Here is a 26,813-nt window from a genome sequence, read left to right on the forward strand (position 1 = left end):
GATTTAGTTTGCTACCTGTACCATGGCGTGTCTTACGACCTTATCGCCCAGCATGTAGCCTTTCTGGAACACCGCCGAAATGACGTTTTCGCCAAGCTCGTCGCTTTCAATGTGCGCCACCGCGTTGTGCAGCGCCGGGTCAAACGGCTCGCCAACCTGACCGACTTCTCGGATGCCAAGCTTTTCAAAGCTCGCCTTAAATTGACTTGCAATCATCTCAACGCCTTTTTTCATATCCTCTGCGGAGACATTTTCCTGTGCCAGTGCACGGTCGATATTATCGGCCACCGGCAAAATCGCGTTGATTGTATCGGAAACGGCGTTATTGTAAACGGCGTTCTTTTCGTTTGCGGAACGCTTGCGGAAGTTATCGTACTCGGCAAGCACGCGCAGGTGCTGCTGCTTGTGGCTGTCGAACTCCGCCTGCAAGCGGTCGTAATCCTCTTTTGGAATCTTCTCGCTCTTCTTTTTCTTTTTCTCCTTTTCCACAGCCTTTGCAGATTCCTCTGCCGGCTCGGTATTCGCTTCCTGCTCGGGTTCCTGAACAGGCTTCTTTTCCTCTGCCATCTGGCAACGCTCCTTTCTCTATTCTTCCCGCATGATGCGCGTAAGCATTTCGCCTACACGATCTGCGACATATGCTGTTTGTGCCGCGACGTGTGCGTACTGCATCCGCATCGGGCCGATCACGGCGACCGCGCCGGCATCTCTGCCGTTCACGCTGTACCGTGAGCAAATGACCGACGATTCCGCCAAGGCGTTCTGCCCGGTCTCTGTGCCGATCTTGATCTGTGTGCGGTTCTGCTTGCCTGCGAGAAGTTCTGTCAAAAGCTCCCGTCTTTCCAGAATATCCATCACCCGGCGTGCACCGCCAAGCTTGTATTCCGGGTAGAACAGCAGGTTCATCTGACCGCTTACGGAAATTTCCGTCTGCATCGTTTCAAGCGCCACTTCCAAAAGCGCCGCCAGCGCCGGCGACATCAAAATTGCCATATCCCCCAGCGAGATCGCAAGGTTTTGCACAAATGCCCGGTTAATCTCCGCCACGTCGCGCCCTGTCACGCGCTCGTTGAGCACGCGGAAGAAAATGCGCATAATCTCGTTTGAAAGATCAAAGTCGCAGTGAAACACCTTGTTTTTCATGGTACCTGCGCTGCTCATCATAATGAGCATCGCGGTGCGGCGGCTCGTCTGCACGAACTGCACCGCCTTGATCTTTGCATCCGCGCCGCTCGGCGTGGTGCTCAACGCAAGGTACCGTGTAGAAGCCGCCAGCGTTTTCGCCGCGCCACGCAATAATCGTTCCGGGTCAAACGCGCTTTTTGCAAGCATCGCGTCTATCGTAAGCTTTTCGGCTTCCGTTAACGTTTCCGGCTGCATCAGCGCATCTACGAACTCGCGGTAGCCCTCCTGTGAAGGCACACGCCCCGCAGAGGTGTGCGGCTGTTCCAAAAGCCCCAGCTCCGTAAGCTCTGCCATCTCGTTGCGCACCGTTGCGGAAGAAACACCTGCTTTTTCCGCAATGGACTTGGAGCCCACCGGCTCGCCCGTGCGAATGTATCCGTCTACGATCGAGGCAAGTATATTTTGTTTGCGTTTTGTCAGTTCCATACTTGCACCTCTCAGGTTTTAGCACTCTATGTTCCCGAGTGCTAACCCTTGTCTATACTATACTGCAAAGGTCAGGAAATGTCAACACCAAAATTTGTAAATACTTTGTGAATGTGCGAATTCTTCCCGGTCGGCATCCGTTTTTAGGCTGTTTTTAGCATTTCCGGCTCCACAGTGCCAAATTCCTGTTTATATATAAAGATACCGAAAAAAAGCGCCTTCGCCATAACTTCACTTTTTGTAATAGAATTTCAGGATTTTTTGTGCAAATTATTGACATTTTATAAAAATTGTATTAAACTGATAGCCCGTGTTTCAGTTTCTGTGTTCGCATTAGCCCGAAAGTCCGTACCGTTAACGGAAAAGAGGAGTATACTATGATTCAGGCAGAGCATTTACAAAAGACCTTCCGCGTGCGAAAACGAAACGCAGGCTTTAAAAACGCCGCAAAAGCATTTTTCAGCCGCGAGTACGAAGAAATTCACGCCCTAAACGATGTTTCGTTCCGCATTGAAGACGGCGAGGCCGTGGGCTATATTGGCCCGAACGGCGCCGGAAAAAGCAGCACCATCAAAATTCTCTCCGGCATTTTAACGCCGGACAGCGGCACTTGCGTCATCGACGGGCGCGTGCCGTGGAAAGACCGTCGCGCGCATGTTTCGCAGATCGGCGTTGTGTTCGGACAGCGCAGTCAATTATGGTGGGACGTGCCCGTCATCGATTCATTCGAGCTTATCCGCGACATTTACGCCGTGACCGAAGATGTTTACAAGCGAAATTTACGGGATTTAACCGACCTTCTGCATTTATCGGAGCTCTTAAAGACCCCGGCGCGCAGTCTGTCGCTCGGGCAGCGTATGCGGTGTGAGATCGCCGCCTCCCTGCTGCACGACCCGCGCATCTTGTTTTTGGATGAACCCACCATCGGGCTCGACGCGGTATCGAAGATCGCCGTTCGCGAATTCGTGCTCGATATGAACAAGCGCCGCGGCACCACGGTCATTTTAACGACGCACGACATGCAGGACGTGGAAGCCTTGGCGCAGCGTGTCCTGCTCATCGGCAAAGGGCGCATTTTATTAGACGGCACACTCGACGATATTCGGCGCGGCGGCAGCGGGCAGATTGACGAAACGCTCGCGGCGCTCTACAAACAGTTTGATATTTGAGGTGCGCCATGAAACTTAAAAAATACATTTCGTTTTTCCGTCTGCGCTGTGTGACGGGCTTGCAGTACCGCGCAGCGGCATTGGCAGGCATCTCCACGCAATTTGCGTGGGGCTTTTTGATCATCTTCGCCTACCACGCGTTTTACCGCAGTGACCCCACCGCTTTTCCGATGACCTTGCAGGCGACCGTCAACTACACATGGATACAGCAGGCGTTTTTAGCCATGTTCGCCTCGTGGGTCTTGGACGGCGACATTTTAGAGGAAATCACCTCCGGCAGCATCTCGTATTCGCTGTGCCGCCCCGTCGACCTCTACGCCATGTGGTACACGAAATCTCTCTCCGGTCGTATTTCCAAGGTTGCATTGCGCGCCGTGCCAATCTTAGTCGTTTCGGCGCTTCTGCCCGCAGGCTATAACTTGACCGCGCCGACAGATTTACCCACATTCTTTCTATTTCTGCTCACCATGGTGCTGGGCGCATTGAACAGCACGGCGTTCACGCTGCTCATCTATGTCCTCACCATGTATACCCTTTCTTCCACCGGGTTGCGCTCCCTGCTGCTCACACTGGCAGATTTTCTCTGCGGCGGCGTAGTACCGCTGCCGTTCTTCCCGCCTACGTTGCGCAGAATCTGCGAGCTGACCCCCTTCGCTGCCACAAGCAACGTGCCGTACCGCGTGTACAGCGGCGATATTGCCGGCACGAACGCCGCTTTCGCCGTAGGCTTACAAATCTTCTGGCTGCTCGTCCTGGTGCTCGGCGGTCACACCCTCATGAAAAATGCGCTGAAGCGGGTAGTGATTCAGGGAGGATAAACGGAACGACAAGTCGTTCCGCTGCCCGGCAAATCGTTCGTGTTTTGCAGTATACAAAGAAAGGGGTCATCTATGAAACTATACTTTGAATTTCTGTCTATCCACATCAAGAAAGCCATGCAGTACAAGGCTTCGTTCTTGCTTTCCGCACTGGCGCAGCTATTTATACCGCTCACATGCTTTTGGGGCGTGCAGTTCATGTTCATGCGATTTAAGCAGGTGGACGGCTTCACGTACACCGAGGTTTCGCTCTGCTACGCCATCGTGCTGTTATCCTTCTCGCTCGCGGAGCTGTTCTTCCGTGGGTTTGATACGTTTAACCGCATGATCGGGAACGGCGAGTTCGACCGCGTTCTGGTGCGCCCGCGCAACGAGGTTTTCCTCGTCCTGTGCAGCCGCATGGATTTAGAGCGCTTCGGCAAGGGCATTATGGCGATTTTCCTGCTGATCTGGGCGCTTCAAAACTGCCCAATCGATTGGTGCGCCGCGCGCGTTATGACGCTCATTTTCATGATTTTAGGCGGCATCGTGCTTTTTGCAGGCGTGTATTTGATCTTCGCCGGGCTATGCTTTTTCACATTAGAGGGACTCGAGTTCATCAATATTTTAACAGACGGCATGCGCGAGCACGGGCGCTACCCGCTTTCCATTTACGGCAAAGGCGTACTGACGTTCTGCACCTACATCGTGCCCTACGCGCTCGTGCAGTATTACCCGCTGATGTACCTCATCGGCCGCCACAACGATGCCCGTGCAATGCTTCTGCCCGTTATCGCCTGCGTATTTATTATCCCGTGCTATCTCTTTTGGAAATTCGGCGTGCGCCGCTACCGCTCTACGGGGTCGTAACAATATTATGAAATGAGGTTTTCCCATGCCCTTTGATTTTAAGAAAGAATACAAAGAATTCTACATGCCGAAAAACAAGCCGGAGATCGTCACTGTGCCGCCTGCAAACTACATTGCAGTGCGCGGCACCGGCGACCCAAACGAGCCGGACGGCGCGTATCAGCAGGCCATCAGCGTTTTGTACGCGATCGCTTACACGCTTAAAATGAGCTACAAGACCGACCACCGCATCGAGGGCTTTTTCGAGTATGTCGTGCCGCCGCTTGAGGGCTTTTGGTGGCAGGAGAATACGGACAGCATCGATTATGCCGATAAATCTGCTTTCCACTGGGTCTCCGTCATCCGCCTGCCGGATTTCATCACGCCGGATGATTTCGCCTGGGCCGTGCAGACCGCCGAAAAGAAGAAAAAGCTTGATTGCAGCAAAGCGGAGTTTTTGACGATCGACGAGGGCCTTTGCGTGCAGATCATGCACCACGGCGCGTTTGACGATGAGCCCGCATCTGTGGCGCTGATGGACACGTTTCTCGCCGAAAACGGCTATATAAACGACTTTACCGCCGCGCGCCTGCACCACGAGATCTACCTCAGCGATGCCCGTAAGGTCGCGCCGGAAAAGTGGAAAACGGTCATTCGCCATCCCATCAAAAAAAGCGTAAAGGAGCACACCACATGAAAAAACTCATCACCCTGCGCGGCAACAGCGGCAGCGGCAAAACGACCATCGCAAGAGCTTTACAGGAAAAGTTCGGCAAAAACACCATGCTACTGTCCCAAGATGTCATCCGCCGCGACATCTTAAAGACGAACGACGGCGCGGGCACTCGCGCAAACGACGTGCTCATCATGCTGCTTGAGTACGGCCACGCGCACAACGAGCTCGTCATTTTAGAAGGCATTTTGAACAGCCGATGGTACACCCCGCTTTTCGATGCCGCAAAAGCGCTCTACGGCGAAAACATTTGCGCGTACTATTTTGACCTCCCGTTTGAGGAGACGCTCCGCCGCCACCAAACGAAGGACAAGCGCACGGAGTTCGGCGAAAAGGAAATGCGCAGATGGTGGAACGAAAAGGACTACGCCCCCGCATTAAACGAGCAGACCCTCACGCCCGACATGATGCAGGACGAGATCATCGACCGCATCTGCGCCGATTTAAAGCGCCTCGATACATAAACCATACATATAAATTCGGAAAGAGCGAGGTTCTCCCCGCTCTTTTTTTGTATATTGTGTTATATTCTGCCTGAATTTCTATCGATGCAAAAATAATTTTATAGCATTTTGTTCGTATCTATGATAAAATAGACACAGTGATAATTTTTGTAAAGCTTAGAGGGGCACAATGGACAAAGAGGAGTGCATAATTTTCTTTCCCTTTACAAACCGACATCACGGATTTAACAGGGCGGCGCTACAATGTAAGACCGAAAGCACGCACCTGATTTTAAAAAGAAAGTAAGGTCTTCACATGAAATCAATTTTTCACGCACTCAACCGGCTCAAGGTCTTCCGCGGGCTGACGGAACAGGAATTCGCATGGGTGCTCTACGACGTGGGCAACTCCGCGTTCACCATGCTCTCCTGCTCGCTCATCCCTATCTGGTTCAAGAGCCTCGCCATCGGCACTGCGCCGGGACAGATCAACTCGCATCAGGCAACGGCGTATTATTCCATCGCCGTGGCGGTCGTCACCGTTATCGTGGCGTTTTTAGGGCCGATCTTCGGCGTGCTCGCCGACCACAAAGATAAGAAAAAGGTGCTGTTCACCACCGCGGCAGCGCTCGGCATTTTCGGCTGCATTTTAAATGGCTTCATCACCGGCTGGCTGCTGTTCCTCATCCTTTTTGTGTTCACGAAGATTTGTTACAGTGCGTCGCTGACCATCTATGATTCCATGCTGAACGACATCACCAGCGAAGAACGCATGGACGAGGTTTCGTCCTACGGCTTTGCATGGGGATACATCGGCTCGTGCATCCCGTTTCTCATCGCGCTCATCGCCTATGTGCTTGGGCCCGATATGGTCGGCGTGCTGCCGGATATGCTCTCTAAAGGCATCGGCTTCACGGTGACTGCCGTGTGGTGGCTGCTCGTCACCATTCCTCTCATTCGCGGCTTTAAGCAGCGCAACTATGTGGAAACCGAGGGGCATGATATCCGCAAGGCGTTCGCGGAAATCTTCCACACCCTCAAAAACATCGCGACGCACGACAAAAAGGTGCTGTTCTTCCTCATCGCATTCTTCCTGTACATAGACGGCGTGGGCACCATCATCGATAACGCCATCAATATCGGCACAGACCTGAACCTCAACACGGTCGGTCAGGTCGTCTTCCTGCTCGCAACGCAGGTCGTTGCGTTTGGAGGCTCGCTCGTCTTCGCAAAGCTCTCGAAAAAATACAACACCGTCACGCTCATTCTCGTTTGTATTGCGGGCTATTTCGGCATCGCGCTGTACGCGCTCATGCTCAGCAGTCTCCTGCACTTCGCGATTCTGGCGTTCTTCATCGGCTGCTTCCAGGGCTCCATCCAGTCGCTCTCGCGCTCGTATTACTCCAAGATCATCCCGGCGGAAAACTCCGGCGAATACTTCGGTATCTACGATATTTTCTCAAAAGGCGCGTCCTTCCTCGGCTCTGCGGTCATCGCAGCCGTAAAGCTTGCAGGCGGCACCATCAACGTGGCGGTGGCATGTCTCGCAGTGTTCTTTGCGCTCGGCTTCCTCTTCCTGCGCATTGCAGATAAGCAAAAAGCCATTCGGTAAGGAAACACCGGGCTTTACACCGTTCGCTCTTCACACCCGTGAAATATCGCTGTAAATCTTAATAGGACATGCAAAAAGGAACGGCGTACAAACCGTTCCTTTTTCCTTTACTCTTCATAAACCGGCTCAAAATCATCCGTTCCGTGCCCGCACAACGGACATGCGTAGTCCTCCGGCAGTGCGCTGCCCTCATACACATACCCGCAAATTTTGCACCGCCAGCCGACGATCTTCTGCTCTCGCTCGACCTTCTCCGACTTCGGCTTCAGCTTATTCTGGTAATCCGCATAGGTCAGCGGAGCGCGGTCGCTGCACACCTCGGCTTCCGTCACCTCTGCAATGAACAGCGTATGCGTGCCGAGGTCAACACTGTGCGTCACCTTGCCGCTGAACCGCGCGCAGGTGCTCCAGTTCAGATACGGTACGCCACTTTCGTCTGTCGGCATCGGCAGGCTGTCCAGCTTATCGACGTCGCGACCGCTCTGCATACCGAAGTGCTTAATGGTCTCAAACGAACAGCTGTCATCCAACGCGCTCAACGTAAACCGCCCGCTTTCCTTAATAAGCGCGCAGGTGTAATTCGTATTCAGCACAGAAACCGCCACGCGCACAGGGCTCCCCGCGACCTGCACGCCGGTATTCACAATGCAGGCGTTCGCCTTTTCCCCCGCTTTTGTCGCCAACAAAAACACGCCGTATGTCAAATTATAAAACGCTTTGTTATTCATTTTGCTCCTCCTATCAAAATAATAATAATAATTACTATTTTCATAATAACGGATAGAAAGCAAAAAGTCAAGCGTTATTTTCGGTGTATGCAAAAAGGAACGGTGTACAAACCGTTCCTTTTTCAAATCTTATTTCACGCTTTCCGAATCGCTCACATACGGTGCGGCATGTTCTCTTTCGAGCCTGCGGAACATTCTCACAAGCACGACAACGGCGATGGTACCGAGGATCAGCTCTGCGACGAACTGCGCATACGCGAGGCCGTACAGCGGGAACAGCCAATTCAGCACAAACAACGCGGGAATCTCCAGCACGATCTTGCGCACAACAGCGAATATGAACGATTTCATACCCATACCGCACGACTGGAACACGCCTAGCGCGAGGAAATCGATGCACAAGAACGGCAGTGCAAAGCAGAAGCCACGCAGGAACGCCGCGCCGTACGCAACGATGCTCTCGTTCTTCATGAACATGGAGATAATCGGCTCCGCCGCAACCACGAACGTCAGCATCACGGCCAGAATAAAGCCAAGCGAAATTTTCGCCGTAAATGTAAACGTTTTTTTCATGCGCTTGATATTGCCGCTCGCGTAGTTATAACTGATCAGCGGCATAATGCCCTGCGAAAAGCCCATTGCAATCTGGAACGGCACCATGTTGACGCGCTGCGCGATGCCCATGGCCGCCACCGGATCAGAGCCATACGCGGACGTAAAGTTGTTGAGAATGGTCATGCCGGTCACATTCAAAAGGTTCTGGATGGAAGCCGGGATGCCCACGCCGCACACGCCCTTGACAATCTGTTTCGATGGGCGGAACATGGAGGGCTTGATGCACACGTACGTCTTGCCGCGCTTCACGAACAGCAGCACGAAGAAGTAGAGACACGCAACCGTGTTGGAAAGGCAGGTCGCGCAGCCCGCGCCCGCTGCGCCGAGGTTCAGACCCCACGGCAGAATGAAAATCGGGTCCAGCACAATGTTCAGCAGGCAGCCGCACATGGTGCCGATGCTCGCGTGCAGCGAAGAGCCCTCCGCGCGCACAAGGTACGCCAGCACGACATTCAGAATGGACGGCGCGGAGCCGAGCAGCACAGTCCAGAACAAATAATCCGCCGTTGCCTGCATCGTTTCGGCATTCGCGCCGAGCATCACCAAGATCGGCGACTGCAATACGCCGTACAGCAAAGAAAACAGCAGGCTGCAAATCAAAGACGCGTAAAATCCGAACGCCGAGCTGCGGTACACGGTATCGTAATCCTTACGTCCGAGTGCGCGGCTCATCATGCTGGAGCTGCCGATGCCGAACAGGTTGTTGACGGCATTAAACGCCAGCAGAAGCGGTGCCGCCAGCGTAACAGCGGCGTTCTGCACCGGGTCGTTCATCATGCCGACAAAGAACGTATCGGCAAGGCTATAAATGACCATCACAAGCGAGCTGATGACCGACGGCACCGAAAGCGTTATGACCGCCTTCGGGATCGGCATCGATTCAAATAGCTCTGTTTTGGAATTATCCATTTCTCCCTATCCTTTCCGTTCTTATCACGCAAGGCTGTCCAAAAGCAGCTTGCAGCAGCCGTAAATGCCGGCGTCGTTGCCGAGCACGGCCAAGTTGAACCGAACGTCGGTGCTCGGGTAAAATACGTATTTCAAGAAGCCTTTCTTCGCACCTTCTACGAGCATCTCGCCCGCTTTCGAGACACCGCCGCCGATGACGACGACCTCGGGGTCTGCCACCGTGCACACGGCAGAGATGGTGTAGCCGAACGCATCGTACACATTCTCTAAGATTGCGTTTGCCGCGCTGTCTCCGTTTTTAGCGGCATCGAACACGTCTTTTGTTGTGAGCTTCTCGACACTCCGCAAAGCGCTTTCTCCCTCGTGTTCGGCAAGGTATTTTCGCGCCAGTCTCGCAATACCCGAGGCCGAAACGTACTGCTGCACGCAGCCGCGGCGGCCGCACGCGCACGTCTCCGTCTCCGCGGGGTTGATCGTCATGTGGCCGAACTCACCCGCCGCACCGTTTGCGCCTGCCACCATGCGTCCATCCGAAATGACCGCGCCGCCGACGCCCGTGCCGAGCGTGATGAATACCACGTTCTCGCTGCCACGGCCGCCGCCTTTCCAGGCTTCACCCATCGCCGCAGCATTCGCGTCGTTCACGACCACGACCGGAAGCCCTACGGTCTCTTCCAGCGCCGTGCGCACATCAAATACGCCCCAGCCGAGGTTCACGCAGCGGTGCACCACACCGTCCGCCGTCACCGGCCCGGGGATGCCCGCGCCCACGCCCAAAATGCCGTCTGCGGGGATGTTGTGCTTTTCTCTGCACTTTTGAATTTCCGCCGCAATGTCACGCAGCACCGCCGTGCCGTCGCCCTCAATCACGGTCGGAATCTCCCACTTTTCAAGCAAAGTGCCGTCTTCCTCAAATAAACCAAGCTTCACCGTCGTACCGCCGATGTCGGCGCCGATGACATACTTTTTGTTTTCCATTTTTGTAACTCCTCTCCGCGCGCGGTTTCCCACGCATTTAACACGCGTCTGTATAAATTCCCTTTCGGTCCAAGCCGTAAATCTATTAGTAATATAGTATACCATATTTCGCCGCCGATTGCAAAGGAAACTATGGAAAACTCCGTCTTTTAGCAACCGCCTTGCAAACAGGGGAAATTTGTGGTATTCTTTAACGTATAACCCAAACGGCCGCCTGCCGATGTACCGCCATTACGCGGCCGCTGTGACCAAATAGCCCGGGAATCCCCCGGCGGCGCAGCGTTCTTCCGAAAACGGACAGAGGCAGACGGCAACATAGTCAATATAGATTCTTTCTCGCGTATTCTGCGCAGCGCACGTTTGCGTAAAACCCAGGAGCGCCGGAGAACCTTTTGCGCTCCGTAAAAAGAAAGGATTGAACAAAAATGGAGGGAACTTCTTCCAAAAAAGAAAGCAAAGTCAAGGTGTATCTGCACCGCTACTTTATCGATGCCATGAGCGCCATGGCACAGGGGCTTTTTGCTTCCCTGCTCATCGGCACCATCATTTCCACGCTCGGCACACAGCTTAACATTCCGCTGCTCGATGAGATTGGCGGGTATGCAAAGTCCGCAGCCGGTCCCGCTATGGCGGTCGCCATCGGCTACGCGCTGCAGGCGCCCCCGCTCGTACTGTTCTCGCTCGTCGCAGTCGGCGGCGCGGCAAACACGCTCGGCGGCGCAGGCGGTCCTCTCGCGGTGCTCGTGCTCGCTATCATCGCGGCAGAGCTCGGTAAGCTCGTCAGCAAAAAGACGAAGGTAGACATCATCGTCACGCCGCTCGTCACCATTTTTTCGGGCTGCGGCCTTGCGTACTTATTCGCGCCGTACATCGGCACGGCGGCTTCCAGCGTGGGCAACCTTATCATGTGGGCAACCACCCAGCAGCCGTTCCTCATGGGCATTCTCGTTTCCGTCATCGTCGGCGTTGCATTGACGCTGCCGATTTCCAGCGCGGCCATCTGCGCGGCGCTCGGTTTAACGGGCCTTGCGGGCGGCGCAGCCGTTGCAGGCTGCTGTGCGCAGATGATCGGCTTTGCGGTCATCAGCTTCCGCGATAACGGCTGGGGCGGCTTCTTTGCGCAGGGCATCGGCACTTCCATGCTGCAGGTGCCGAACATCATCAAGAACCCGCGCATCTGGCTTGCGCCTACGCTTGCTTCCGCTGTGACGGGCCCCATCGCGACATGCATTTTCGGCATGCAGATGAACGGCGCACCAATCTCCAGCGGCATGGGTACCTGCGGCCTTGTGGGGCAGATCGGCGTTTATACCGGCTGGCTGAACGACATCACTGCCGGCGCCAAAACAGCCGTCACCGCTATGGACTGGCTGGGCCTTGTGCTCATCTGCTTCGTGCTCCCGGCTGTGCTTTCTTTTGTCTTTGACCTCATCTTCCGCAAGATCGGCTGGGTCAAGGACGGCGACATGAAGATCGACGCATAAAAATCTCCGTTTTCCGGCAAACGCCTAAGGCTGAAACGCTTTAGGCGTTTTTCATTGTGCTATGTGCGGTACTGCACGACGTTTTTCTTGTACGGAATTACCCTTGTTTTTCCGTCCTTTCGCCCGTATAATCAAATAGAAAAGTCTATTCTCGATTTGGGAGGTACAAAATGCAGTTTCAATATCTTGGCACCGCCGCCGCAGAGGGCTGGCCTGCCGTATTCTGCCGCTGCAAATATTGCTTAGAGGCGCAGCGCCTCGGCGGCAAAAACATCCGCACACGCTCGCAGGCTATCGTCAACGACGATCTTCTGCTCGACCTGCCGCCGGATACCTACATGCACAAGCTCATGAATCATCTCGATCTCAGCCGTGTGAAGTATCTGTTCGTCACGCACTTTCACATGGATCATTTCTACCCGCAGGAGCTCACCGTGCGCGGCTCCGTTTACAGCCTTGAGATGATCAGCCCCGAGCTTGAAATCTACTGCGCACAGGAGACCTACGATTATTTCCGCCGCTGTGCCGATTGGGAAATTGACGAAAAAAGCGACAGCGCCATGCACTGGCACATCTTAAAGCCGTTTGAGACCGTGGAAGCCGGTCCCTACCGCGTAACGCCGCTGCCCGCAAACCACATGAACCCCTCGCACCAGCCGTTCGTGTACCACATTGTCGATACACGCGAGGATAAATCTGTCTTCTATATGCACGACAGCGGCTACTATTTTCCAGAGGTGTGGGATTACCTCAAGGCGCAGAAAAAGCCCGCCGATCTTTTCAGCTTCGACACTACGCTCGGCTATGAAGACTGCGGCTTTAAAAGCACGCACATGGGCGCGCCGGAGGTCATCCGCCTCAAGGAGGAGCTCGAAGCGCTCGGTATTATTGACAAACACACGCACTGCGTGATGAACCACTTCTCGCACAACGGTCATCTTCTGTATGACGAGCTTGTGGAGCTTGCCGCGCCGCACGACATCGAAATATCCTACGACGGCATGAAACTGACACTTTAAACTCTACTTGCATGCAAAAAGCGGAGACGCCCCGGTTTTTAAGGGCATCTCCGCTTCTTTCTTTATGGCAATAACAGGAACAAGTAATATAAAAACTCACTGATTGTACTTTTGTGGCAACAACTATTGCCCTTTTTAAAAATCCGTTCAGTCAATTTCGCTTCTCGTTATATCAAATTTGCATACAATTATATAATTCTGTATATTCAGGCGCTTTCCGGTCGAATTCTTGTAAAAAAGAAAAACGACAGAGCAACCCCTGCCGTCTTCATAGCGCATGTTGTTTTCCGTTTACTTGCAGCGGCGCACAGCTTCTTCAATCTTCGGGAGAAGCTCTTCCTTATTCGCGTCCTTCGTGTACTTAAAGATAGCGGCAACAATCTCCGGAATATCGGAAGCCTTGTAGTGCTCAGTCGTAGCAATCTGCAAACCGGCATATTCATTGCGGGTCAGCAAAGGCGCAAAGCGGCGGGCATTCTTTCTGCCGGGGCCGTCGTTGATGAAAGCTGCAATGAACTGGTAACCGATCAGATTGTTGATGATAACGTGGAAGGAATTCTTCGCAAACAGCGGATTCTCCGGGTCACGCAGCGCAATCTCCATGATCTCTGCGCGGTTCAACGGACGGCCGGCCTCCCAAAGGAGCTGCATCATCGCAAATTCGGAATTCGTTAAACGGATATATGGCTTTTTTCTTTTCATGCTATATCCTCCTGACAATTTTCATATTCCATATTGTTTCAACTAATTCTGTCGAAAGTAATATCAGTATATTTTTATTTTTGCAATTTGTCAAGGGATTTGGAATAAAAAAACTACTGATGAGGCAGTTTTTTCAAAAAATTCACATTTTAGAAATAAAAAGAAGACCGGCAGCGCATTTTACCTACCGATCTTCTGTATTTTACGCCTTTTTACGCGTCGTTTTCAATAAACAGCGTCTTAAAATACGGCAGTTCCTCTGCCCATGCGCAGAACACGTGCCACTCGTCCAGCTTGTGGTGGCAGCGCGCAAAATACATGTTCGCAATGTTCTCGTAGTTCATGGTACAGGTGCGCATCTGGTTGTAGCTCGAAGGCAAAAGCTGAATGAGGCTGTACCAAAGGTCTTTGTCCTTCGTCTCCACAAATTCCACGCGCAGCTTTTCCAGCACGCCAATGGTTTGCATCAGGCTCTCCTTTGCCGCGGGCACCATACGGTCACAGCTGAAGTCCGCTTCTTCAAACGTCTTCGCCTGAATTTTGTGCATCGTGCTCGTGGAGTTCGCCACGGTGCCCACCTTATACGTGTCGAATTCCTTCCACCAGTAGATCGGCGCGGTGAGGTCGACCGAAACGAAGATCTGTCGGATGAATTTGCGGTGATCCGTACCCGCCTTGCACAGACGTTTTGCAAGGCTCAGGTCGTTTTCGCCGAAAACGAACGTGCCGTCCGGCTCGGTGTGGCTGTCCATGCGGCCCCAGCTGTTCATGGGGTTGCGTGCGCCTCTGATGGCGTTTTCAAAGTTCATGACGCTTGTACGTTCGATCTTAATCATGTCGTTCAACCTTTCGTATTCAAATTATTTGTGGTACTTCGTGCCCGCGTTGATGGAAAACGCGCGGTACAGCTGCTCGCACAGCATAACGCGTGCCAGCTGGTGCGGAAACGTCATCGGCGACATGGAAATGCGCTTCGAGCCCTGCTTCACGCTGTCGTCCAGCCCGTGTGACGAACCGATGACGAACGCTAAGCTGCTCTCCCCGTTTACGGCCGCCGTGTCGATCTGCTGCGCGAGCTGCGTGGAGGAGACAAGCTTGCCCTCAATGCACAGCGTGTAAAGTGCGCTGCGCCCCGCCGCCGCCAAAATCGCCTTCGCTTCCTCGCCGAGCGCCTTTGCAATCTCCGCCGCATTCGGATCCTGCGGCAGGCGCGCTTCGTTCAGTTCGATGATCTGGAACCGGCAGAATGCGGAAAGTCGCTTTGCGTATTCCTGCACGGCGTCACGCCAATATTTTTCTTTGAGCTTACCGATGCAAATCAGCTTTACCTCCAGCATATTGTCTCCCTATGTTAAAATGTGATGGCGCCGCCGGTCAGGTTTTCGATCGGCGCGACCTGCAATATGTAGTCCTCCGCATTCTCCACGCCCGCCATCTGCATGCCGCAGACGGCGGTCTGCCGCGCAATGTCCGGCGTGTTGTTCTCGCGGCTCAAATGCGCCAGCAAAAAGTGCTTTGTGCCGTCTTCAAAAAGCTCCGGCAGCAGGTCGGCGCACGCGGTGTTTGAGAGATGCCCGAAGTCCGATAAAATGCGCCGCTTTAAGCTGTACGGGTACGGCCCCGTGCGCAGCATACCGATATCGTGGTTCGATTCGATGACCGCAAGATCTGTGCCGTGCAGGTTCTCTTCCACCTCCGGCGTGATGTGTCCAATGTCCGTCGCGACCGTGACGGTGTGTCCGTCTTCGGCTTCTATGCGGTAGCCGAAGCTCTCCGCGCAGTCATGCGGCGTGCGGAACGCGTTTACGTGCATTCCGGCGAGCTCTAACGTGTCTTCAATCGTGTAGGCGGGATATTTGTCGTTTAAAATTCCCATCGATTCCAAGGCCCCCAGCGTGCCCTTAGAGGCAAACACGGGAATATGGTATTTGGAAGCGAACACACGCAGACCGCTGATGTGGTCGCTGTGCTCGTGCGTAATGAGGATGCCCTGCACGGAAAGCGGGTCTATACCGCAGCGCTGCATGACAGTCGTCACTTGCTTGCAACTACGTCCGATATCCACCAAAATGCCCGAAGATTTTGAACCGATATAATAACTGTTTCCCGTGCTGCCGCTGAACAGCGGGCAAAGCTCTGCCATTTGCACCCTCCCTGTTTTCATAAAAAACGCCCTGACAAGGTTTTGTCGGGGCGAAACGGTCTGTATACGGTTTTAACCGATCTTTGCGGTATCGCTGTTTGTGGGATCGAGCATCAAATACATGTCCGCGCCAAGGCCGACGAACTTCTCCACGATGTCCTCATAGCCGCGCTGAATGTGCTCAATGTCCTCAATCTTCGTCACGCCATGCGCAGCAAGACCGGCAATGATCATCGCCGCGCCCGCACGCAGGTCAGTCGCACGCACCGGTGCACCCTTCAGGTATTCCACGCCCTCAATAATGGCGCTCTTGCCCTCTACGGTGATCTGTGCGCCCATGCGCTTCAACTCTTCCACATAGCGGAAACGGTTTTCCCACACGCTCTCATTTAAAATACTCGTGCCCTGCGCAATGGAGAGCAGCGCCGCGATCTGCGGCTGCATGTCCGTCGGGAAGCCCGGGTGCGGCATCGTTTTCACGTTGCACTTACTCAGCGGGCCGTCGCAGCGCACGCGCACCGCGTCGTCATATTCCACAACCGTCACACCCATCTCCATCAGCTTCGCCGTGATGGATTCCAGGTGCTTCGGCGTCACGTTTTTCACAAGCACATCGCCGCGCGTTGCAGCCGCAGCCGCCATGTACGTGCCGGCTTCAATCTGGTCCGGAATAATCGAATACGTAATGCCCTTCAAATGCTCCACGCCGCGAATCTTGATAACGTCCGTACCGGCGCCGCTAATGTTCGCACCCATGGAGTTTAAGAAGTTAGCAAGATCGACCACGTGCGGTTCGCGCGCGGCATTCTCAATAACCGTAAGGCCCTTTGCCTTTACGGCTGCAAGGATAATATTCATCGTTGCACCGACGGTGACCATGTCAAGGTAAATGTGCGCACCGCGCAGCTCCTTTGCGGAGACCTCGATCATGCCGTCGTTGAGGCTGTACGTGCAGCCCAGCGCCTTAAAGCCCTTAATGTGCTGGTCAATGGGACGCACGCCGAAATCGCAGCCGCCGGGAAGCGGCACAATGGCCTTGGAGCAGCGGCCGAGCAAAGCGCCGATATTGTAGTAAGAGCCGCGCATTTTGCGGCCCAACTCGCTCGGCACCACGTTCGTGTGGATGGTGGTCGGGTCGATCTCCACGGTATTCTTGCCGAGCCAGCGCACAGTCGCACCCATCTCGGTCAGGATGCGTGCACTGAGCTTCACATCGGAAATGTTCGGTACGTTCTCTATACGGCAGGGAGATTCCGCCATGGCTACGGCCGGAATGATCGCCACAGCCGCGTTTTTCGCGCCGCTGATGACAACCTCACCGTGCAGGCGCTTTCCGCCCTTGATGATAAATTTATCCACTGTAATTTTCCTTTCTGCGGGCGCGGCATATCCTCGGCAGTCAAAGGCACACTGCCTGCCGCCACACAGCGCCGCAACGCGCTGCACGAAGTAGGATCTTTCGTTATGCCCGCCGGTCCGTGACCGACTGATTTATTCCTGAAACGGGCTGCCGCCGATTGGGCAGCTACACAGCGCGGGTACGAAAAAAGCCCAATGCCGTGCGCAAAAAACTAAGGCAGTCTAAAACAAAACATACACTGCCGCATCTATTTAAAGAAAAAGTGATCGCAAAATATAGTATGACCAGTAAACATAATAATACACAATGGAAAAATTGTCAAGAAGCCACAGGCTATTTGGAAGTTTTTTCCAAGATTATGTAAACGAAAAGTGCCAAACCCGGCCGTTTGCGCGCCTTCTTCTGTATAGGTACTGCGCTTTACACTTACTTTTTCTTAAAGGAGATCGTAGATTCCGTGCCGTTTCGGATGCGCTTAATATTCGCGCGGTGCTTGATGATAACGGTAGCACCGATCAGTGTCGCCACAAGTGTTGCCATTACAACGTAAAGCACCGGCAGCCCGCCCACGCAGCAGTCCACAAAATACGTCATGCAGAACGTCACAACGGGATAGATCGCCGCCGCCGTAATAGACGAAAGCGAGACCATGCGCTTTTTCAGGAACACCAAAAGGAACACCGCAAAGCAAATGAGGAACACGCGCCAGTCGAGCAAAAGCATCATCGCAGCCGTGGTCACAACGCCCTTGCCGCCGCGGAAGCCGAAGTACAGCGGGTACATGTGGCCGATCATGCAGCAAAAGCCCGCCGCATACATGCCAAGGCGCGCCATTTCGGGGTCTACGCTGTTTGCAACGCACGCGTGCTTTACAAGAAAATAGCCGACCAAAACGCTCGCAACACACTTGCAGAAATCGAGCAGAAACGTCAGCGCAGAGGCTTTTTTGCCCGCCACGCGCAGCACGTTCGTTGCGCCCGCGTTGCCGCTGCCGTGCGCGCGCACATCTTCATGCGCAAACGCTTTGGTCAGCAAAATGGCAAAGCTGATACTGCCAAGCAGATACCCCACAAGCGCCGAAAGCAGCAGCGGTAAAATTAAAGAACCGAAATTTTCCATGTAGATCAAGTCCTTCCCCGTCAGTCTGCCTTATCGCCGCGCTCACGCACAATCATGCGCACCGGCGTGCCCTCTAAGCTGAAGATCTCGCGGATGCGGTTCTCCAGATAGCGCTGGTACGAGAAGTGGAAAAGCTCTTTGGAATTGACAAAGCAAATGAACGTAGGCGGTCTGGTAGAAGCCTGCGTCATGTAGTAGATCTTCAGGCGCTTGCCCTTATCGGTCGGCGGCTGTACGCGTGCCGTTGCCTGTGCCAGAATGTCGTTCAAGGTGCCGGTCGTAATGCGCATCGCGTTGCTGGAAGCAACCTTGTGGATGAGTTCAAACAAGCGGTCAAGTCGCTGACCGGTCTGCGCGGAGATGAAAATGATCGGCGCGTAGGACATAAAGGAAAAGTCCTTTTCAAGCTTCGTCTTATATTCCTGCATGGTTTTGTCGTCTTTTTCAACGGCGTCCCACTTGTTGACCGCGATGATGCAGCCCTTGCCCGCTTCGTGCGCGATGCCGGCAACCTTGGAGTCCTGCTCCGTAAAACCGACCGTGGCATCGATGAGGATGACGCACACGTCTGCCCTGTCCACCGCCATTTCGGCGCGCAGGTTGCTGTAATGCTCAATGGAATCCTCCACCTTGCTCTTGCGGCGCAGGCCGGCAGTATCGATGAACGTAAATACGCCGTACTTGTTTTCGATGGTGGTATCCACCGCGTCGCGCGTCGTACCCGCAATATTGGAAACGATGCAGCGGTTTTCGCCGGAAACGCGGTTCACAAGGGAAGATTTGCCGACGTTCGGCTTACCGATGACGGCGACCTTGATGATCTCGCCCTCGTCCTCCTCTTCCTTTTCCTCCGGCAGATGCTCGAGGACGGCATCCAACAGGTCGCCCGTGCCGTGTCCGTGCACGGAAGACACCTGAATGGGGTCGCCGAGGCCGAGGTTATAAAACTCATAAAAATCCGCCGGCGGGTCGCCCAGCGTATCGCACTTATTGACGCACACGATGACCGGCACATTGCTGCGCTGGAGCATCTGTGCGATGTTGAGGTCCGTTGCGACCATGCCGGTGCGCACATCGGTCACGAAAATGATGCAGTCCGCAGAATCAATGGCAATCTGCGCCTGCGTGCGCATCTGGGACAAAATAATATCCTTCGATTCCGGCTCGATGCCGCCCGTATCTACCAGTGAAAACTTTCTGTTTTTCCATTCACACTCGCCGAAAATGCGGTCACGCGTCACGCCCGGCGTGTCCTCCACGATGGAAAGGCGCTGCCCGATCAGCTTGTTGAACAGCGTGGATTTACCGACGTTCGGTCGGCCCACGATGGCTACAATAGGTCTTGACATACGGTTTTCCTCCTTCTTTTTTCCTTACTCCGCAGTGCCCAAAATGTCCTTGAGCTCGCCTGCGGCGTCTTTATGCATTCTGTAAGCCGGCACACCCAGCTTTTCGCTGAGCTGCTGCACGGTCATATCGTCTAAGAAAATATCTTCGTCCGCCATAAGCATGGACGGTGCAAGCAAAATTGCGTCGCCAAGGTTTTCGCGGCTCAAGCGGTTCACAAGGTCACGCCCCGTGAGCAGCCCGGTCACGTTGACCGTACCGCCAAAGAAATCGTTGTGCACAGGCACAAGGTTGATCTCGAGCCCCGGGAATTTTTCGCGCGCAAAGTCCATCACATGCTCCATAAACGCATACACGCCTTCGCCCGTCGGGATCGTCACGCGGCGCTTTATGTCGCGCTCCGGCTCGTCTTCAACCGCCCAGGAAAATTCTTCTTCTAAGTCGCGCAGCATACCCACGCCGTTTTCAATCTGCGGGAAGTCCTCGTAAAATTCATACGGCGGCAGCTCGCGCTTTGCAATGAGGTAGAACTCGTCGCTCGGGAACACGGTTCTCGAGCCGCGCTCTACCTTGAATTTATCGCCCCACCGCTCCAAAATCTCGATCGCCGCGCGCGCCGTATCCTTGTTAAACGTCTCCAGAGGATACAGCCCCTCGCGGTAGCGCGTCACGCCGACCGGCACGCAGGCGACGCTCTGTAAGCTCTCGCCGAGCGCGTACATTTCGGAAAGCGTAAATTCCAGCTCCTCGCCGTCATTCAGCCCCGGGCACAGCACAATCTGACAATTCAGCTTGATGTTGTGCTCCGCCAGCTTGCGCACAAAACGCAGCGCGTCGCCCGCAAAGCGGTTGTGCATCATCTTGCAGCGCAGCGTGGGATTCATCGTATGCACGGAAATATTAATGGGGCTGATGCGCATTTCAATGATACGGTCGATCTCGCGCTCATCAATGTTCGTCAGCGTGATGTAGTTGCCGAACAAAAACGAAAGGCGGTCATCATCATCCTTAAAATAGAGCGTTTCGCGCATGCCGGGCGGCAGCTGGTCAATGAAGCAGAACACGCACTTGTTGCGGCAGGAGCGCTGCCTGTCCATAAGATACGTTTCAAACGCAAGGCCCAGTGCGCCGTACTGCGGCTTTACGAATTTCTCTTCGCGCCGCTCGCCCTCCGCCGTTTCGTATACCACATGCAGATGGGTGTTCGTCTCGTAAAAACGGAAATCGAGAATATCCGTGATGTCATGCCCATTGATTGAAATAAGCTTATCGTGCGGCTTTATGCCTGCCCGCTCGGCAAGGCTGTTTTTATCCACGCCGAAAATTTCAACTGCCACAGCTTTTCTCCCTTCCGTTTTGAGGTAGTATGCGCGAAATTTGCCGCTGTTTTACGGCTCGGCACCAAAAAATGCCGACAAAACAATAGAGAAGGAGCACGCAAATGCCCCTTCTCTATCTGGCACAATTATTGTTTCAGGCAAAATTATGCTTCCTTCTTAACAACTTCTCTGCCGTTGTAGTAACCGCAGTTACCGCAAACCCTGTGAGGTGTCTTATACTCTCCGCACTGCGGGCATTTCATAAGGGCAGGAGCGCTAAGCTTCCACACGTTAGAACGTCTCTTATTCTGTCTGGCACTGGACACTTTTCTCTTGGGTACCGCCATCGTCAGCACCTCCTTATATTAAACTAAAACTTTGGTTATCTGGAATTATTGTAGCAGCTGCCGCAGAGCCTCCAGACGGGGATCTGTCTGCTGCTTTGCACAGGCGCAGTCGCCTTCGTTCAGGTTTTTGCCGCAAGTGGGGCAAAGCCCTTTGCAGTCTTCCTTACAAAGGAATTTCGTCGGCGTCAAAAGGATGATATCGGAATAAATCAGCTCGTCCAAATCCAGCTCATCGCCTTCAATCACGATATAATCTTCAAAATCCTCTTCATCATTCAGCTTGTTCACAATCACGTGAGAAATGTTGTGACAAAGCTCTTTACGCGTCAACGTCAAGCACCTGTTGCACGGCATCGAATACGCATAGCGCACCTCCACGTTCAGCTCCGCACTGGAAGCGAACGAACGGATGCTGCCCTTGACCTGAACCGGCGTGACAAACGGCTTACAGCCGTCAATCTCCACCTCCGACAGATCGACCGTATAATCGATCGCCTGTGAAATATCCTCTCCCGAGAAATATTTTTTCAAATCGATAAGCATAGTTTTTCCTCATACCGTACTTGATATATTATAAATACCACGCGCGGTTTTGTCAAGAAAAATTTGAAAATTCGGCATTATGCCGCGAAAAAAAGTGTTCGGCGGGTCGTTTCCGCCGAAACACTGTTGCTTTTTTCGTTTTTGCACTGCTTTTCGTTACTGTTTCGGGCGGTGCAAAGGCTTTTTGAGGCCGAAATTACTTCGCGACAAATTCACGAACGGAAGCCGGCAGTTCCTCTGCGTCAGCAGAAATGAGCAGGCAGATGTTCACGTTGGAAGATTCGCTGAGCGTCTTGAGCTTCGCGGTAAGCGGCTCAACTTCCTCAACGCCCTTGCCGGTGATCTTCAGGGTGGAATCAACGAAAACGTCCGTCACATCGTAGTTTGCAGCGCAGATGCCGCTGACAAAGCCTACAAGTGCGTCCAGACCCTCAATGCCGTAAGCGTCGGAGTCAACAAGACGTGCCTTGTGGGAAATATCGTAAGTAAGCTTAAGGCCCTTTTCGATAACAACAACGTTGCCGTTGGAGTTCTGAACCGCTTCGTTTGCAAGCTCGATGAGCTTCTTGGTTTTGCCGGAGCCTTTTTTGCCGATTAAAAGAGTGATCATAGTGAAGTCCTCCTGTGTATTTTTTCCGCAGGTGCGGATTTACGCCTTTTTATTTGGAAAGTCTTGCTTCCAGTGCTTCTTTTTCGCCTTCGTAACCCGGCTTGCCGAGCAGAGCAAACATGTTCTTCTTATAGCTTTCAACGCCCGGCTGGTTGAACGGGTTCACGCCGAGGAGATAGCCGGAGATGGCGCAGGCCTTCTCGAAGAAGTAGATGATCTGGCCGAGGGTATCCTCGGAGAAATCGGGAGCGGAGATCACAACGTTCGGCACGCCGCCGTCGTTGTGTGCCAGCACGGTGCCCTCAAACGCCTTGCGGTTGATATACGCCATGCTCTTGCCCTCGAGGAAATTGAGGCCGTCTACGTTTGCCGGGTCGTTGCCGATGACAACTTCGCGCTTCGGCTTCTCAAACAGCATCACGGTCTCAAAGAGGCTGCGTCTGCCGTCCTGAATGTACTGACCCATGGAGTGCAGGTCTGTGGAGAAGACAACGGATGCCGGGAACAGGCCCTTGCCGTCCTTGCCCTCGCTCTCGCCGTACAGCTGCTTCCACCACTCGTTCATGAGCGTGTAGCACGGCTCGTAGCTGACCATCACTTCGGTCGTCTTGCCCTTATTGTAAAGAATGTTGCGAATGGCAGCATACTTGTAGCAATCGTTTTCTTCCATGTTCGGGTTGTTGTAGGCAGCCTGTGCCTTCTGTGCGCCCGCCATGAGTGCGTCGATATCCGCACCGGCCACAGCGATGGGCAGCAGACCCACAGCGGTGAGAACGGAGTAACGGCCGCCGACATCATCCGGTACAACGAAGGTCTCGTAGCCTTCTTCGTCCGCAAGGTGCTTCAACGTGCCGCGCGCCTTATCGGTCGTGCAGAAAATACGCTTCTTTGCTTCTTCCTTGCCGTACTTCTTCTCGAGGATCTCGCGGAAAACACGGAACGCGATAGCCGGCTCTGTGGTGGTGCCGGACTTGGAAATCATGTTGATGGAAATATCCTTGCCCTCGCAGATCTCAACCAGCTCCGCCAGCGCGGTGGAAGAAATACTGTTGCCGGTGAAATAGATGTCCGGCGTATCTTTCTTCAGTGCATTGTAGTGCTCGCTCTTGAGGAACTCGATTGCTGCGCGTGCACCGAGGTAGGAGCCGCCGATGCCGATGACGATAAACACATCCGTGTTCTTCTTGATGCGCTCCGCAGCCGCCTTGATGCGTGCAAATTCCTCTTTATCGTAATTGGTGGGCAGGTCCACCCAGCCGAGGAAATCATTTCCCGGACCCTTGCCGGATGCCAGAAGCGCATGTGCACTCTCAACCTGAGAAGCCATTGCAGCGTATTCGTGCTCGCCGATAAAGCCCTTCAAGTATCCGCATTCCAATTTCAATGCCATTTCTATTGCCTCCTATTTGCATGATGATGCTTTTGCACGTGTGAAACCGTTTTCACAGTCCCACTTTATGCAAGGTACACCACAAGTCAAATCTATGTGCTTTCATCATACAATAATTTGACGCATTTTGCAAGTGCACAACGCGGATTTCATGAAAAGTTAACGAAGGTTTTTTTGCAAATCAGATTTCACGCCGCTTATGCTGCGAAAAAACAAGCCAAAAAATATTGCAATGCGGAAGAAAATGTGATGGCGGGCGCTTCGGTTTTCGCCGTGATTTTGAGCGACTGCACCGTGTCGCCGTTCAGCGCGACCTCCGCCGTACCGAGCACATTCCCCGGTTCTACCGGCGCAGGAACGTTTTCCGGCAAAATGAGCTTTATCCCGATCTCCGCGTCGCCCGAGGCTGTTAAAACGCCGCTTGGAGCTTCACACTCAAGCGAAACGGCGCTCACCATGCCGCCCGTAACGGGCAGCTCGGGCAGTTCCGGGAGCTCCGGTGTCGTCAGCTTCCAGTTTACAAAACCGTAGTCGAGCAGCGAAGACGCGGCCGAAAAGCGGTCTTTCGTATTTTCCGCACCGAGCACTACCGCAATGAGCCGCATACCGTTTCGCTCTGCCGCAGCCGAAATGCAGCTGCCCGCCGCACTTGTCGTGCCGGTTTTCAGCCCCAAAATGCCGTCATACGTGCGCACGAGCTTATTTGTGTTCACAAGCTGCGTCTGCCCGTCACGCACATAATCAATCCAGATGAGCGTGTAATCAAATATTTTCTCGTGCTGCATCAACGCGCGGCTCATCACCGCCACATCATAAGCGCTCGTAATGTGCCCATCTTCGTCAAGACCGTTGCAGTTTTTAAAAACGGTGTCGTTCATGCCTAACTCCGCCGCGCGGGCGTTCATGCGCTCCACAAATGCGTCCTCGCTGCCCGCGACTGCCTCCGCCAAAACGACCGCCGCGTCGTTCGCGCTCATCACCACGCACGCTTTGATGAGGTCGTCTACGGTCATCTGCTCGCCCTCCTTGAGCCAAATGTCCGAGCCGCCCATGCCCGCCGCGTGCGCCGAGGCCGTGAGCACATCGTCCAGATGCAGCGTGCCTGCATCGATTGCCTCAAATACGAGCAAAAGCGTCATCACCTTCGTGATGGACGCACAAGGTCGCTGCACATGGGCAGACTTTTCGTATAACACCTGACCCGTGGAGGCTTCCATCAGCACCAAAGCCTGCGCGGGGAAATCCGGCGTCTCGGCACGCGCAAGCGGACAGAACACACCGATCAGCAATACAGCAGCCAAACAGAAGCCAAGAAAATGTCTTTTCATAAGTAAACACCCCCGCACCAAAAGATATGCGGGAGTGTCCTTCAATCATTCTATTAAATTTCACCGGCGCACCGGGATGCCGTTTTCCGCAAGGTAACCCTTGAGTTCCGGTATGCCGATCTCGCGGAAGTGGAAAAGTGATGCCGCCAAAACCGCGTCCGCCTTACCCTTTGTAAACGCGTCCTTAAAGTGCTCCATCTTGCCCGCACCGCCGGATGCAATGACCGGAATGCCCACGCTTTCGGAAACTGCGCGGGTCAGCTCCAGGTCATACCCGGCCTTCGTGCCGTCGCAATCCATGCTCGTCAGCAGAATTTCACCCGCGCCGAGTTTCTCCGCGCGCTTTGCCCATTCTACGGCGTCAATGCCCGTGTCCACGCGGCCGCCGTTTAAATACAGCGTCCAGCCCGCGCCGTTCGGGCGGCGCTTCGCGTCCATCGCCATCACAACGCACTGGCTGCCGAATTTATACGCCGCGTCCGCAATGAGTTGTGGGTTTTTCAGCGCGGCGGAGTTTACCGAAACCTTATCCGCGCCCGCGCGCAGCAGCGCCGTGAAATCCTCTACCGTACGGATGCCGCCGCCCACCGTAAACGGGATAAATATGCTGTTCGCCACGCGGGAAACGATATCCAGCATGATACCGCGCGCATCGGAGGACGCGGTGATGTCGAGCAAAACAAGCTCGTCCGCGCCCTGCCGGTCGTATTCGACGGCAGCCTCCACAGGGTCGCCCGCATCGCGCAAATTCACGAAATTTGTGCCCTTAACAACCCTGCCGTTTTTAAGGTCAAGGCACGGGATAATGCGTTTGGCGTACATTACACGCCCCCCTTTCCCTGCGTCATGGCGGCGAAGTTTTCGAGCAGCTTCAGTCCCAACGCTCCGCTTTTTTCCGGGTGAAATTGACATGCCATGAGGTTATTTTTCTGCACCGCCGCATGAATTTCCACACCGTACTGCGCCGTAGCGGTCACAACGTCCTCTTCGGCCTTTAAATAATACGAGTGCACAAAGTACACATACGGCTCGCCCGTAATGCTTCGGAACAACCCGCCGTCCTTTTTGATTTCAAGCGAATTCCACCCGATATGCGGAATTTTCAGCCCCGGCGCAGCAGGAATACGCAACACCTTACCTTTTAAAAGCGACAGGCCGGAGACGCCCGGGGACTCCTCGCTGCTCTCAAACAGGATTTGCAGCCCTAAACAAATACCCAAAAACGGCTTGCCGGAGGCGACGAACGCTTTAATCGGCGCTTCCAGTTCTCTCCCGCGCAGCTCGTGCATGGCGTCGCCAAATGAACCGACGCCCGGCAGCACGGCGCCGTCGGCTTTCATGAGAATGCTCGGGTCCTGTGTGACTTCGACCTCACAGCCGATATGCATAAGCGCTTTTTCCACGCTGCGGATATTGCCCGCGCCGTAATCTATAATTGCGATCATCCCGTCGCCTCCCTATTACTTTGATTTAGCGTGATAATATAGTATCACATATTGTTTTATCCGTCAACAGGATTTTTCGCTTCCCTCAATCAAAACGACTTTCTTTGATTTTAGGCAAAAAGAAAGCACGCAGAAAAACTGGTCTGCGTGCTTCTATGCTAGCTTGTTTGGTATTTTAAAGGCGTCTTTGTGGACGCCTTTTGGGAGACCCCC

General features: G+C 53.9%; 28 protein-coding genes. 8 read left to right on the plus strand and 20 right to left on the minus strand.

Annotated features, from left to right (window positions below; translation table 11 throughout):
- Nucleotides 1–3: 3 nt before the first annotated feature.
- Nucleotides 4–567 carry a nucleotide exchange factor GrpE gene (gene grpE, locus ACI0CA_RS11235; RefSeq protein ID WP_446806800.1) on the minus strand — a complete coding sequence of 188 codons (564 nt, stop codon included), beginning with the start codon at nucleotides 565–567 and terminating at the stop codon, nucleotides 4–6.
- Nucleotides 568–585: 18 nt separating this feature from the next.
- A complete protein-coding gene (gene hrcA, locus ACI0CA_RS11240; protein WP_395591632.1) occupies nucleotides 586–1,611 on the minus strand; it encodes a heat-inducible transcriptional repressor HrcA in 1,026 nt (341 codons plus the stop codon).
- A 377-nt stretch (nucleotides 1,612–1,988) separates the two neighbouring features.
- On the opposite strand from hrcA, the gene ACI0CA_RS11245 reads away from it, so the two are divergent.
- The 6 genes from ACI0CA_RS11245 (at nucleotide 1,989) to ACI0CA_RS11270 (ending at nucleotide 7,214) form a co-directional block, all read left to right on the plus strand.
- Complete coding sequence (locus ACI0CA_RS11245) at nucleotides 1,989–2,780, plus strand: ATP-binding cassette domain-containing protein (protein ID WP_446806799.1); 792 nt, start codon at nucleotides 1,989–1,991, stop codon at nucleotides 2,778–2,780.
- Between the two features lie 8 nt (nucleotides 2,781–2,788).
- Nucleotides 2,789–3,598, plus strand: a complete 810-nt coding sequence (locus tag ACI0CA_RS11250) for an ABC transporter permease (RefSeq protein ID WP_446806798.1) — start codon at nucleotides 2,789–2,791, stop codon at nucleotides 3,596–3,598.
- A 72-nt stretch (nucleotides 3,599–3,670) separates the two neighbouring features.
- Nucleotides 3,671–4,447 (plus strand): ABC transporter permease, encoded by a 777-nt coding sequence (locus ACI0CA_RS11255; protein WP_419487630.1) that lies wholly within the window; start codon nucleotides 3,671–3,673, stop codon nucleotides 4,445–4,447.
- Nucleotides 4,448–4,472: 25 nt separating this feature from the next.
- Nucleotides 4,473–5,123 (plus strand): GyrI-like domain-containing protein, encoded by a 651-nt coding sequence (locus ACI0CA_RS11260; protein ID WP_412358261.1) that lies wholly within the window; start codon nucleotides 4,473–4,475, stop codon nucleotides 5,121–5,123.
- Nucleotides 5,120–5,623 (plus strand): kinase, encoded by a 504-nt coding sequence (locus ACI0CA_RS11265; RefSeq protein ID WP_446806797.1) that lies wholly within the window; start codon nucleotides 5,120–5,122, stop codon nucleotides 5,621–5,623. The genes ACI0CA_RS11260 and ACI0CA_RS11265 overlap by 4 nt, the downstream gene beginning before the upstream one ends.
- A gap of 295 nt (nucleotides 5,624–5,918) precedes the next feature.
- Nucleotides 5,919–7,214 carry an MFS transporter gene (locus ACI0CA_RS11270; RefSeq protein ID WP_446806796.1) on the plus strand — a complete coding sequence of 432 codons (1,296 nt, stop codon included), beginning with the start codon at nucleotides 5,919–5,921 and terminating at the stop codon, nucleotides 7,212–7,214.
- Between the two features lie 107 nt (nucleotides 7,215–7,321).
- Here the strand turns inward: ACI0CA_RS11270 and ACI0CA_RS11275 are convergent, their stop codons facing one another.
- The 3 genes from ACI0CA_RS11275 to ACI0CA_RS11285 all read right to left on the minus strand — a co-directional run bounded on the left by ACI0CA_RS11275 (nucleotide 7,322) and on the right by ACI0CA_RS11285 (nucleotide 10,444).
- A complete protein-coding gene (locus ACI0CA_RS11275; protein WP_308448748.1) occupies nucleotides 7,322–7,942 on the minus strand; it encodes a flavin reductase in 621 nt (206 codons plus the stop codon).
- Between the two features lie 129 nt (nucleotides 7,943–8,071).
- Entirely contained in the window at nucleotides 8,072–9,466 is a 1,395-nt protein-coding gene (locus tag ACI0CA_RS11280) for an MATE family efflux transporter (protein ID WP_343284690.1), read from the minus strand.
- 24 nt (nucleotides 9,467–9,490) lie between these two features.
- On the minus strand, nucleotides 9,491–10,444 hold the full coding sequence (locus tag ACI0CA_RS11285) for an ROK family glucokinase (RefSeq protein WP_417104749.1): 954 nt from the start codon (nucleotides 10,442–10,444) through the stop codon (nucleotides 9,491–9,493).
- 425 nt (nucleotides 10,445–10,869) lie between these two features.
- Between ACI0CA_RS11285 and ACI0CA_RS11290 the strand changes: the two genes are divergently transcribed.
- Together ACI0CA_RS11290 and ACI0CA_RS11295 are read left to right on the plus strand one after the other, a co-directional pair.
- Entirely contained in the window at nucleotides 10,870–11,928 is a 1,059-nt protein-coding gene (locus ACI0CA_RS11290) for a PTS transporter subunit IIC (RefSeq protein WP_316523222.1), read from the plus strand.
- Nucleotides 11,929–12,098: 170 nt separating this feature from the next.
- Nucleotides 12,099–12,947, plus strand: a complete 849-nt coding sequence (locus ACI0CA_RS11295; protein WP_308448752.1) for an MBL fold metallo-hydrolase — start codon at nucleotides 12,099–12,101, stop codon at nucleotides 12,945–12,947.
- A 291-nt stretch (nucleotides 12,948–13,238) separates the two neighbouring features.
- Here ACI0CA_RS11295 and ACI0CA_RS11300 read toward each other — a convergent pair whose 3' ends face one another.
- The 15 genes from ACI0CA_RS11300 to hisH all read right to left on the minus strand — a co-directional run bounded on the left by ACI0CA_RS11300 (nucleotide 13,239) and on the right by hisH (nucleotide 26,600).
- Nucleotides 13,239–13,649, minus strand: coding sequence for a helix-turn-helix domain-containing protein (locus ACI0CA_RS11300; protein ID WP_308448753.1), 411 nt, complete (start codon nucleotides 13,647–13,649; stop codon nucleotides 13,239–13,241).
- 212 nt (nucleotides 13,650–13,861) lie between these two features.
- Nucleotides 13,862–14,485 carry a hypothetical protein gene (locus tag ACI0CA_RS11305; RefSeq protein WP_308448754.1) on the minus strand — a complete coding sequence of 208 codons (624 nt, stop codon included), beginning with the start codon at nucleotides 14,483–14,485 and terminating at the stop codon, nucleotides 13,862–13,864.
- A gap of 24 nt (nucleotides 14,486–14,509) precedes the next feature.
- Nucleotides 14,510–14,986: a 23S rRNA (pseudouridine(1915)-N(3))-methyltransferase RlmH gene (gene rlmH, locus ACI0CA_RS11310; protein WP_308448755.1), complete on the minus strand. Its 477-nt coding sequence runs from the start codon at nucleotides 14,984–14,986 to the stop codon at nucleotides 14,510–14,512.
- Between the two features lie 14 nt (nucleotides 14,987–15,000).
- Nucleotides 15,001–15,792, minus strand: a complete 792-nt coding sequence (locus ACI0CA_RS11315; RefSeq protein WP_176821465.1) for an MBL fold metallo-hydrolase — start codon at nucleotides 15,790–15,792, stop codon at nucleotides 15,001–15,003.
- A 72-nt stretch (nucleotides 15,793–15,864) separates the two neighbouring features.
- Nucleotides 15,865–17,151, minus strand: a complete 1,287-nt coding sequence (locus ACI0CA_RS11320; protein ID WP_176821464.1) for a UDP-N-acetylglucosamine 1-carboxyvinyltransferase — start codon at nucleotides 17,149–17,151, stop codon at nucleotides 15,865–15,867.
- A gap of 427 nt (nucleotides 17,152–17,578) precedes the next feature.
- On the minus strand, nucleotides 17,579–18,271 hold the full coding sequence (gene plsY / locus ACI0CA_RS11325) for a glycerol-3-phosphate 1-O-acyltransferase PlsY (protein ID WP_417109236.1): 693 nt from the start codon (nucleotides 18,269–18,271) through the stop codon (nucleotides 17,579–17,581).
- 20 nt (nucleotides 18,272–18,291) lie between these two features.
- Nucleotides 18,292–19,620 (minus strand): ribosome biogenesis GTPase Der, encoded by a 1,329-nt coding sequence (gene der / locus ACI0CA_RS11330; RefSeq protein WP_176821462.1) that lies wholly within the window; start codon nucleotides 19,618–19,620, stop codon nucleotides 18,292–18,294.
- Nucleotides 19,621–19,644: 24 nt separating this feature from the next.
- Nucleotides 19,645–20,955, minus strand: a complete 1,311-nt coding sequence (locus ACI0CA_RS11335; RefSeq protein WP_308448758.1) for a DUF512 domain-containing protein — start codon at nucleotides 20,953–20,955, stop codon at nucleotides 19,645–19,647.
- A 146-nt stretch (nucleotides 20,956–21,101) separates the two neighbouring features.
- Nucleotides 21,102–21,284, minus strand: a complete 183-nt coding sequence (gene rpmF, locus ACI0CA_RS11340; RefSeq protein ID WP_176821460.1) for a 50S ribosomal protein L32 — start codon at nucleotides 21,282–21,284, stop codon at nucleotides 21,102–21,104.
- A 45-nt stretch (nucleotides 21,285–21,329) separates the two neighbouring features.
- Nucleotides 21,330–21,827: a YceD family protein gene (locus ACI0CA_RS11345; protein WP_308448759.1), complete on the minus strand. Its 498-nt coding sequence runs from the start codon at nucleotides 21,825–21,827 to the stop codon at nucleotides 21,330–21,332.
- A gap of 196 nt (nucleotides 21,828–22,023) precedes the next feature.
- Complete coding sequence (locus ACI0CA_RS11350; RefSeq protein ID WP_176821458.1) at nucleotides 22,024–22,437, minus strand: hypothetical protein; 414 nt, start codon at nucleotides 22,435–22,437, stop codon at nucleotides 22,024–22,026.
- A gap of 49 nt (nucleotides 22,438–22,486) precedes the next feature.
- Nucleotides 22,487–23,827, minus strand: coding sequence for a glucose-6-phosphate isomerase (locus tag ACI0CA_RS11355; RefSeq protein ID WP_395507107.1), 1,341 nt, complete (start codon nucleotides 23,825–23,827; stop codon nucleotides 22,487–22,489).
- Nucleotides 23,828–24,024: 197 nt separating this feature from the next.
- The gene (locus ACI0CA_RS11360) at nucleotides 24,025–25,155 is read right to left on the minus strand and encodes a D-alanyl-D-alanine carboxypeptidase family protein (RefSeq protein WP_412263430.1); all 1,131 of its coding nucleotides are present in this window, start codon (nucleotides 25,153–25,155) and stop codon (nucleotides 24,025–24,027) included.
- Nucleotides 25,156–25,215: 60 nt separating this feature from the next.
- Nucleotides 25,216–25,977 (minus strand): imidazole glycerol phosphate synthase subunit HisF, encoded by a 762-nt coding sequence (gene hisF / locus ACI0CA_RS11365; RefSeq protein WP_308448762.1) that lies wholly within the window; start codon nucleotides 25,975–25,977, stop codon nucleotides 25,216–25,218.
- Entirely contained in the window at nucleotides 25,977–26,600 is a 624-nt protein-coding gene (hisH, locus tag ACI0CA_RS11370; protein ID WP_308448763.1) for an imidazole glycerol phosphate synthase subunit HisH, read from the minus strand. The genes hisF and hisH overlap by 1 nt, the downstream gene beginning before the upstream one ends.
- Between the last annotated feature and the right edge of the window lie 213 nt (nucleotides 26,601–26,813).

Origin of the sequence: Hominenteromicrobium mulieris, assembly GCF_046197855.1 — a bacterium.
GTDB classification, from domain to species: Bacteria; Bacillota; Clostridia; order Oscillospirales; family Acutalibacteraceae; genus Hominenteromicrobium; species Hominenteromicrobium mulieris.

Bases quoted from the DNA above. Each gene is read 5' to 3' on its own strand.
- grpE (WP_446806800.1), bottom strand. From the start codon at position 567: ATGGCAGAGGAAAAGAAGCCTGTTCAGGAACCCGAGCAGGAAGCGAAT.
- hrcA (WP_395591632.1), bottom strand. From the start codon at position 1,611: ATGGAACTGACAAAACGCAAACAAAATATACTTGCCTCGATCGTAGAC.
- ACI0CA_RS11245 (WP_446806799.1), top strand. From the start codon at position 1,989: ATGATTCAGGCAGAGCATTTACAAAAGACCTTCCGCGTGCGAAAACGA.
- ACI0CA_RS11250 (WP_446806798.1), top strand. From the start codon at position 2,789: ATGAAACTTAAAAAATACATTTCGTTTTTCCGTCTGCGCTGTGTGACG.
- ACI0CA_RS11255 (WP_419487630.1), top strand. From the start codon at position 3,671: ATGAAACTATACTTTGAATTTCTGTCTATCCACATCAAGAAAGCCATG.
- ACI0CA_RS11260 (WP_412358261.1), top strand. From the start codon at position 4,473: ATGCCCTTTGATTTTAAGAAAGAATACAAAGAATTCTACATGCCGAAA.
- ACI0CA_RS11265 (WP_446806797.1), top strand. From the start codon at position 5,120: ATGAAAAAACTCATCACCCTGCGCGGCAACAGCGGCAGCGGCAAAACG.
- ACI0CA_RS11270 (WP_446806796.1), top strand. From the start codon at position 5,919: ATGAAATCAATTTTTCACGCACTCAACCGGCTCAAGGTCTTCCGCGGG.
- ACI0CA_RS11275 (WP_308448748.1), bottom strand. From the start codon at position 7,942: ATGAATAACAAAGCGTTTTATAATTTGACATACGGCGTGTTTTTGTTG.
- ACI0CA_RS11280 (WP_343284690.1), bottom strand. From the start codon at position 9,466: ATGGATAATTCCAAAACAGAGCTATTTGAATCGATGCCGATCCCGAAG.
- ACI0CA_RS11285 (WP_417104749.1), bottom strand. From the start codon at position 10,444: ATGGAAAACAAAAAGTATGTCATCGGCGCCGACATCGGCGGTACGACG.
- ACI0CA_RS11290 (WP_316523222.1), top strand. From the start codon at position 10,870: ATGGAGGGAACTTCTTCCAAAAAAGAAAGCAAAGTCAAGGTGTATCTG.
- ACI0CA_RS11295 (WP_308448752.1), top strand. From the start codon at position 12,099: ATGCAGTTTCAATATCTTGGCACCGCCGCCGCAGAGGGCTGGCCTGCC.
- ACI0CA_RS11300 (WP_308448753.1), bottom strand. From the start codon at position 13,649: ATGAAAAGAAAAAAGCCATATATCCGTTTAACGAATTCCGAATTTGCG.
- ACI0CA_RS11305 (WP_308448754.1), bottom strand. From the start codon at position 14,485: ATGATTAAGATCGAACGTACAAGCGTCATGAACTTTGAAAACGCCATC.
- rlmH (WP_308448755.1), bottom strand. From the start codon at position 14,986: ATGCTGGAGGTAAAGCTGATTTGCATCGGTAAGCTCAAAGAAAAATAT.
- ACI0CA_RS11315 (WP_176821465.1), bottom strand. From the start codon at position 15,792: ATGGCAGAGCTTTGCCCGCTGTTCAGCGGCAGCACGGGAAACAGTTAT.
- plsY (WP_417109236.1), bottom strand. From the start codon at position 18,271: ATGGAAAATTTCGGTTCTTTAATTTTACCGCTGCTGCTTTCGGCGCTT.
- der (WP_176821462.1), bottom strand. From the start codon at position 19,620: ATGTCAAGACCTATTGTAGCCATCGTGGGCCGACCGAACGTCGGTAAA.
- rpmF (WP_176821460.1), bottom strand. From the start codon at position 21,284: ATGGCGGTACCCAAGAGAAAAGTGTCCAGTGCCAGACAGAATAAGAGA.
- ACI0CA_RS11345 (WP_308448759.1), bottom strand. From the start codon at position 21,827: ATGCTTATCGATTTGAAAAAATATTTCTCGGGAGAGGATATTTCACAG.
- ACI0CA_RS11350 (WP_176821458.1), bottom strand. From the start codon at position 22,437: ATGATCACTCTTTTAATCGGCAAAAAAGGCTCCGGCAAAACCAAGAAG.
- ACI0CA_RS11355 (WP_395507107.1), bottom strand. From the start codon at position 23,827: ATGGCATTGAAATTGGAATGCGGATACTTGAAGGGCTTTATCGGCGAG.
- ACI0CA_RS11360 (WP_412263430.1), bottom strand. From the start codon at position 25,155: ATGAAAAGACATTTTCTTGGCTTCTGTTTGGCTGCTGTATTGCTGATC.
- hisF (WP_308448762.1), bottom strand. From the start codon at position 25,977: ATGTACGCCAAACGCATTATCCCGTGCCTTGACCTTAAAAACGGCAGG.
- hisH (WP_308448763.1), bottom strand. From the start codon at position 26,600: ATGATCGCAATTATAGATTACGGCGCGGGCAATATCCGCAGCGTGGAA.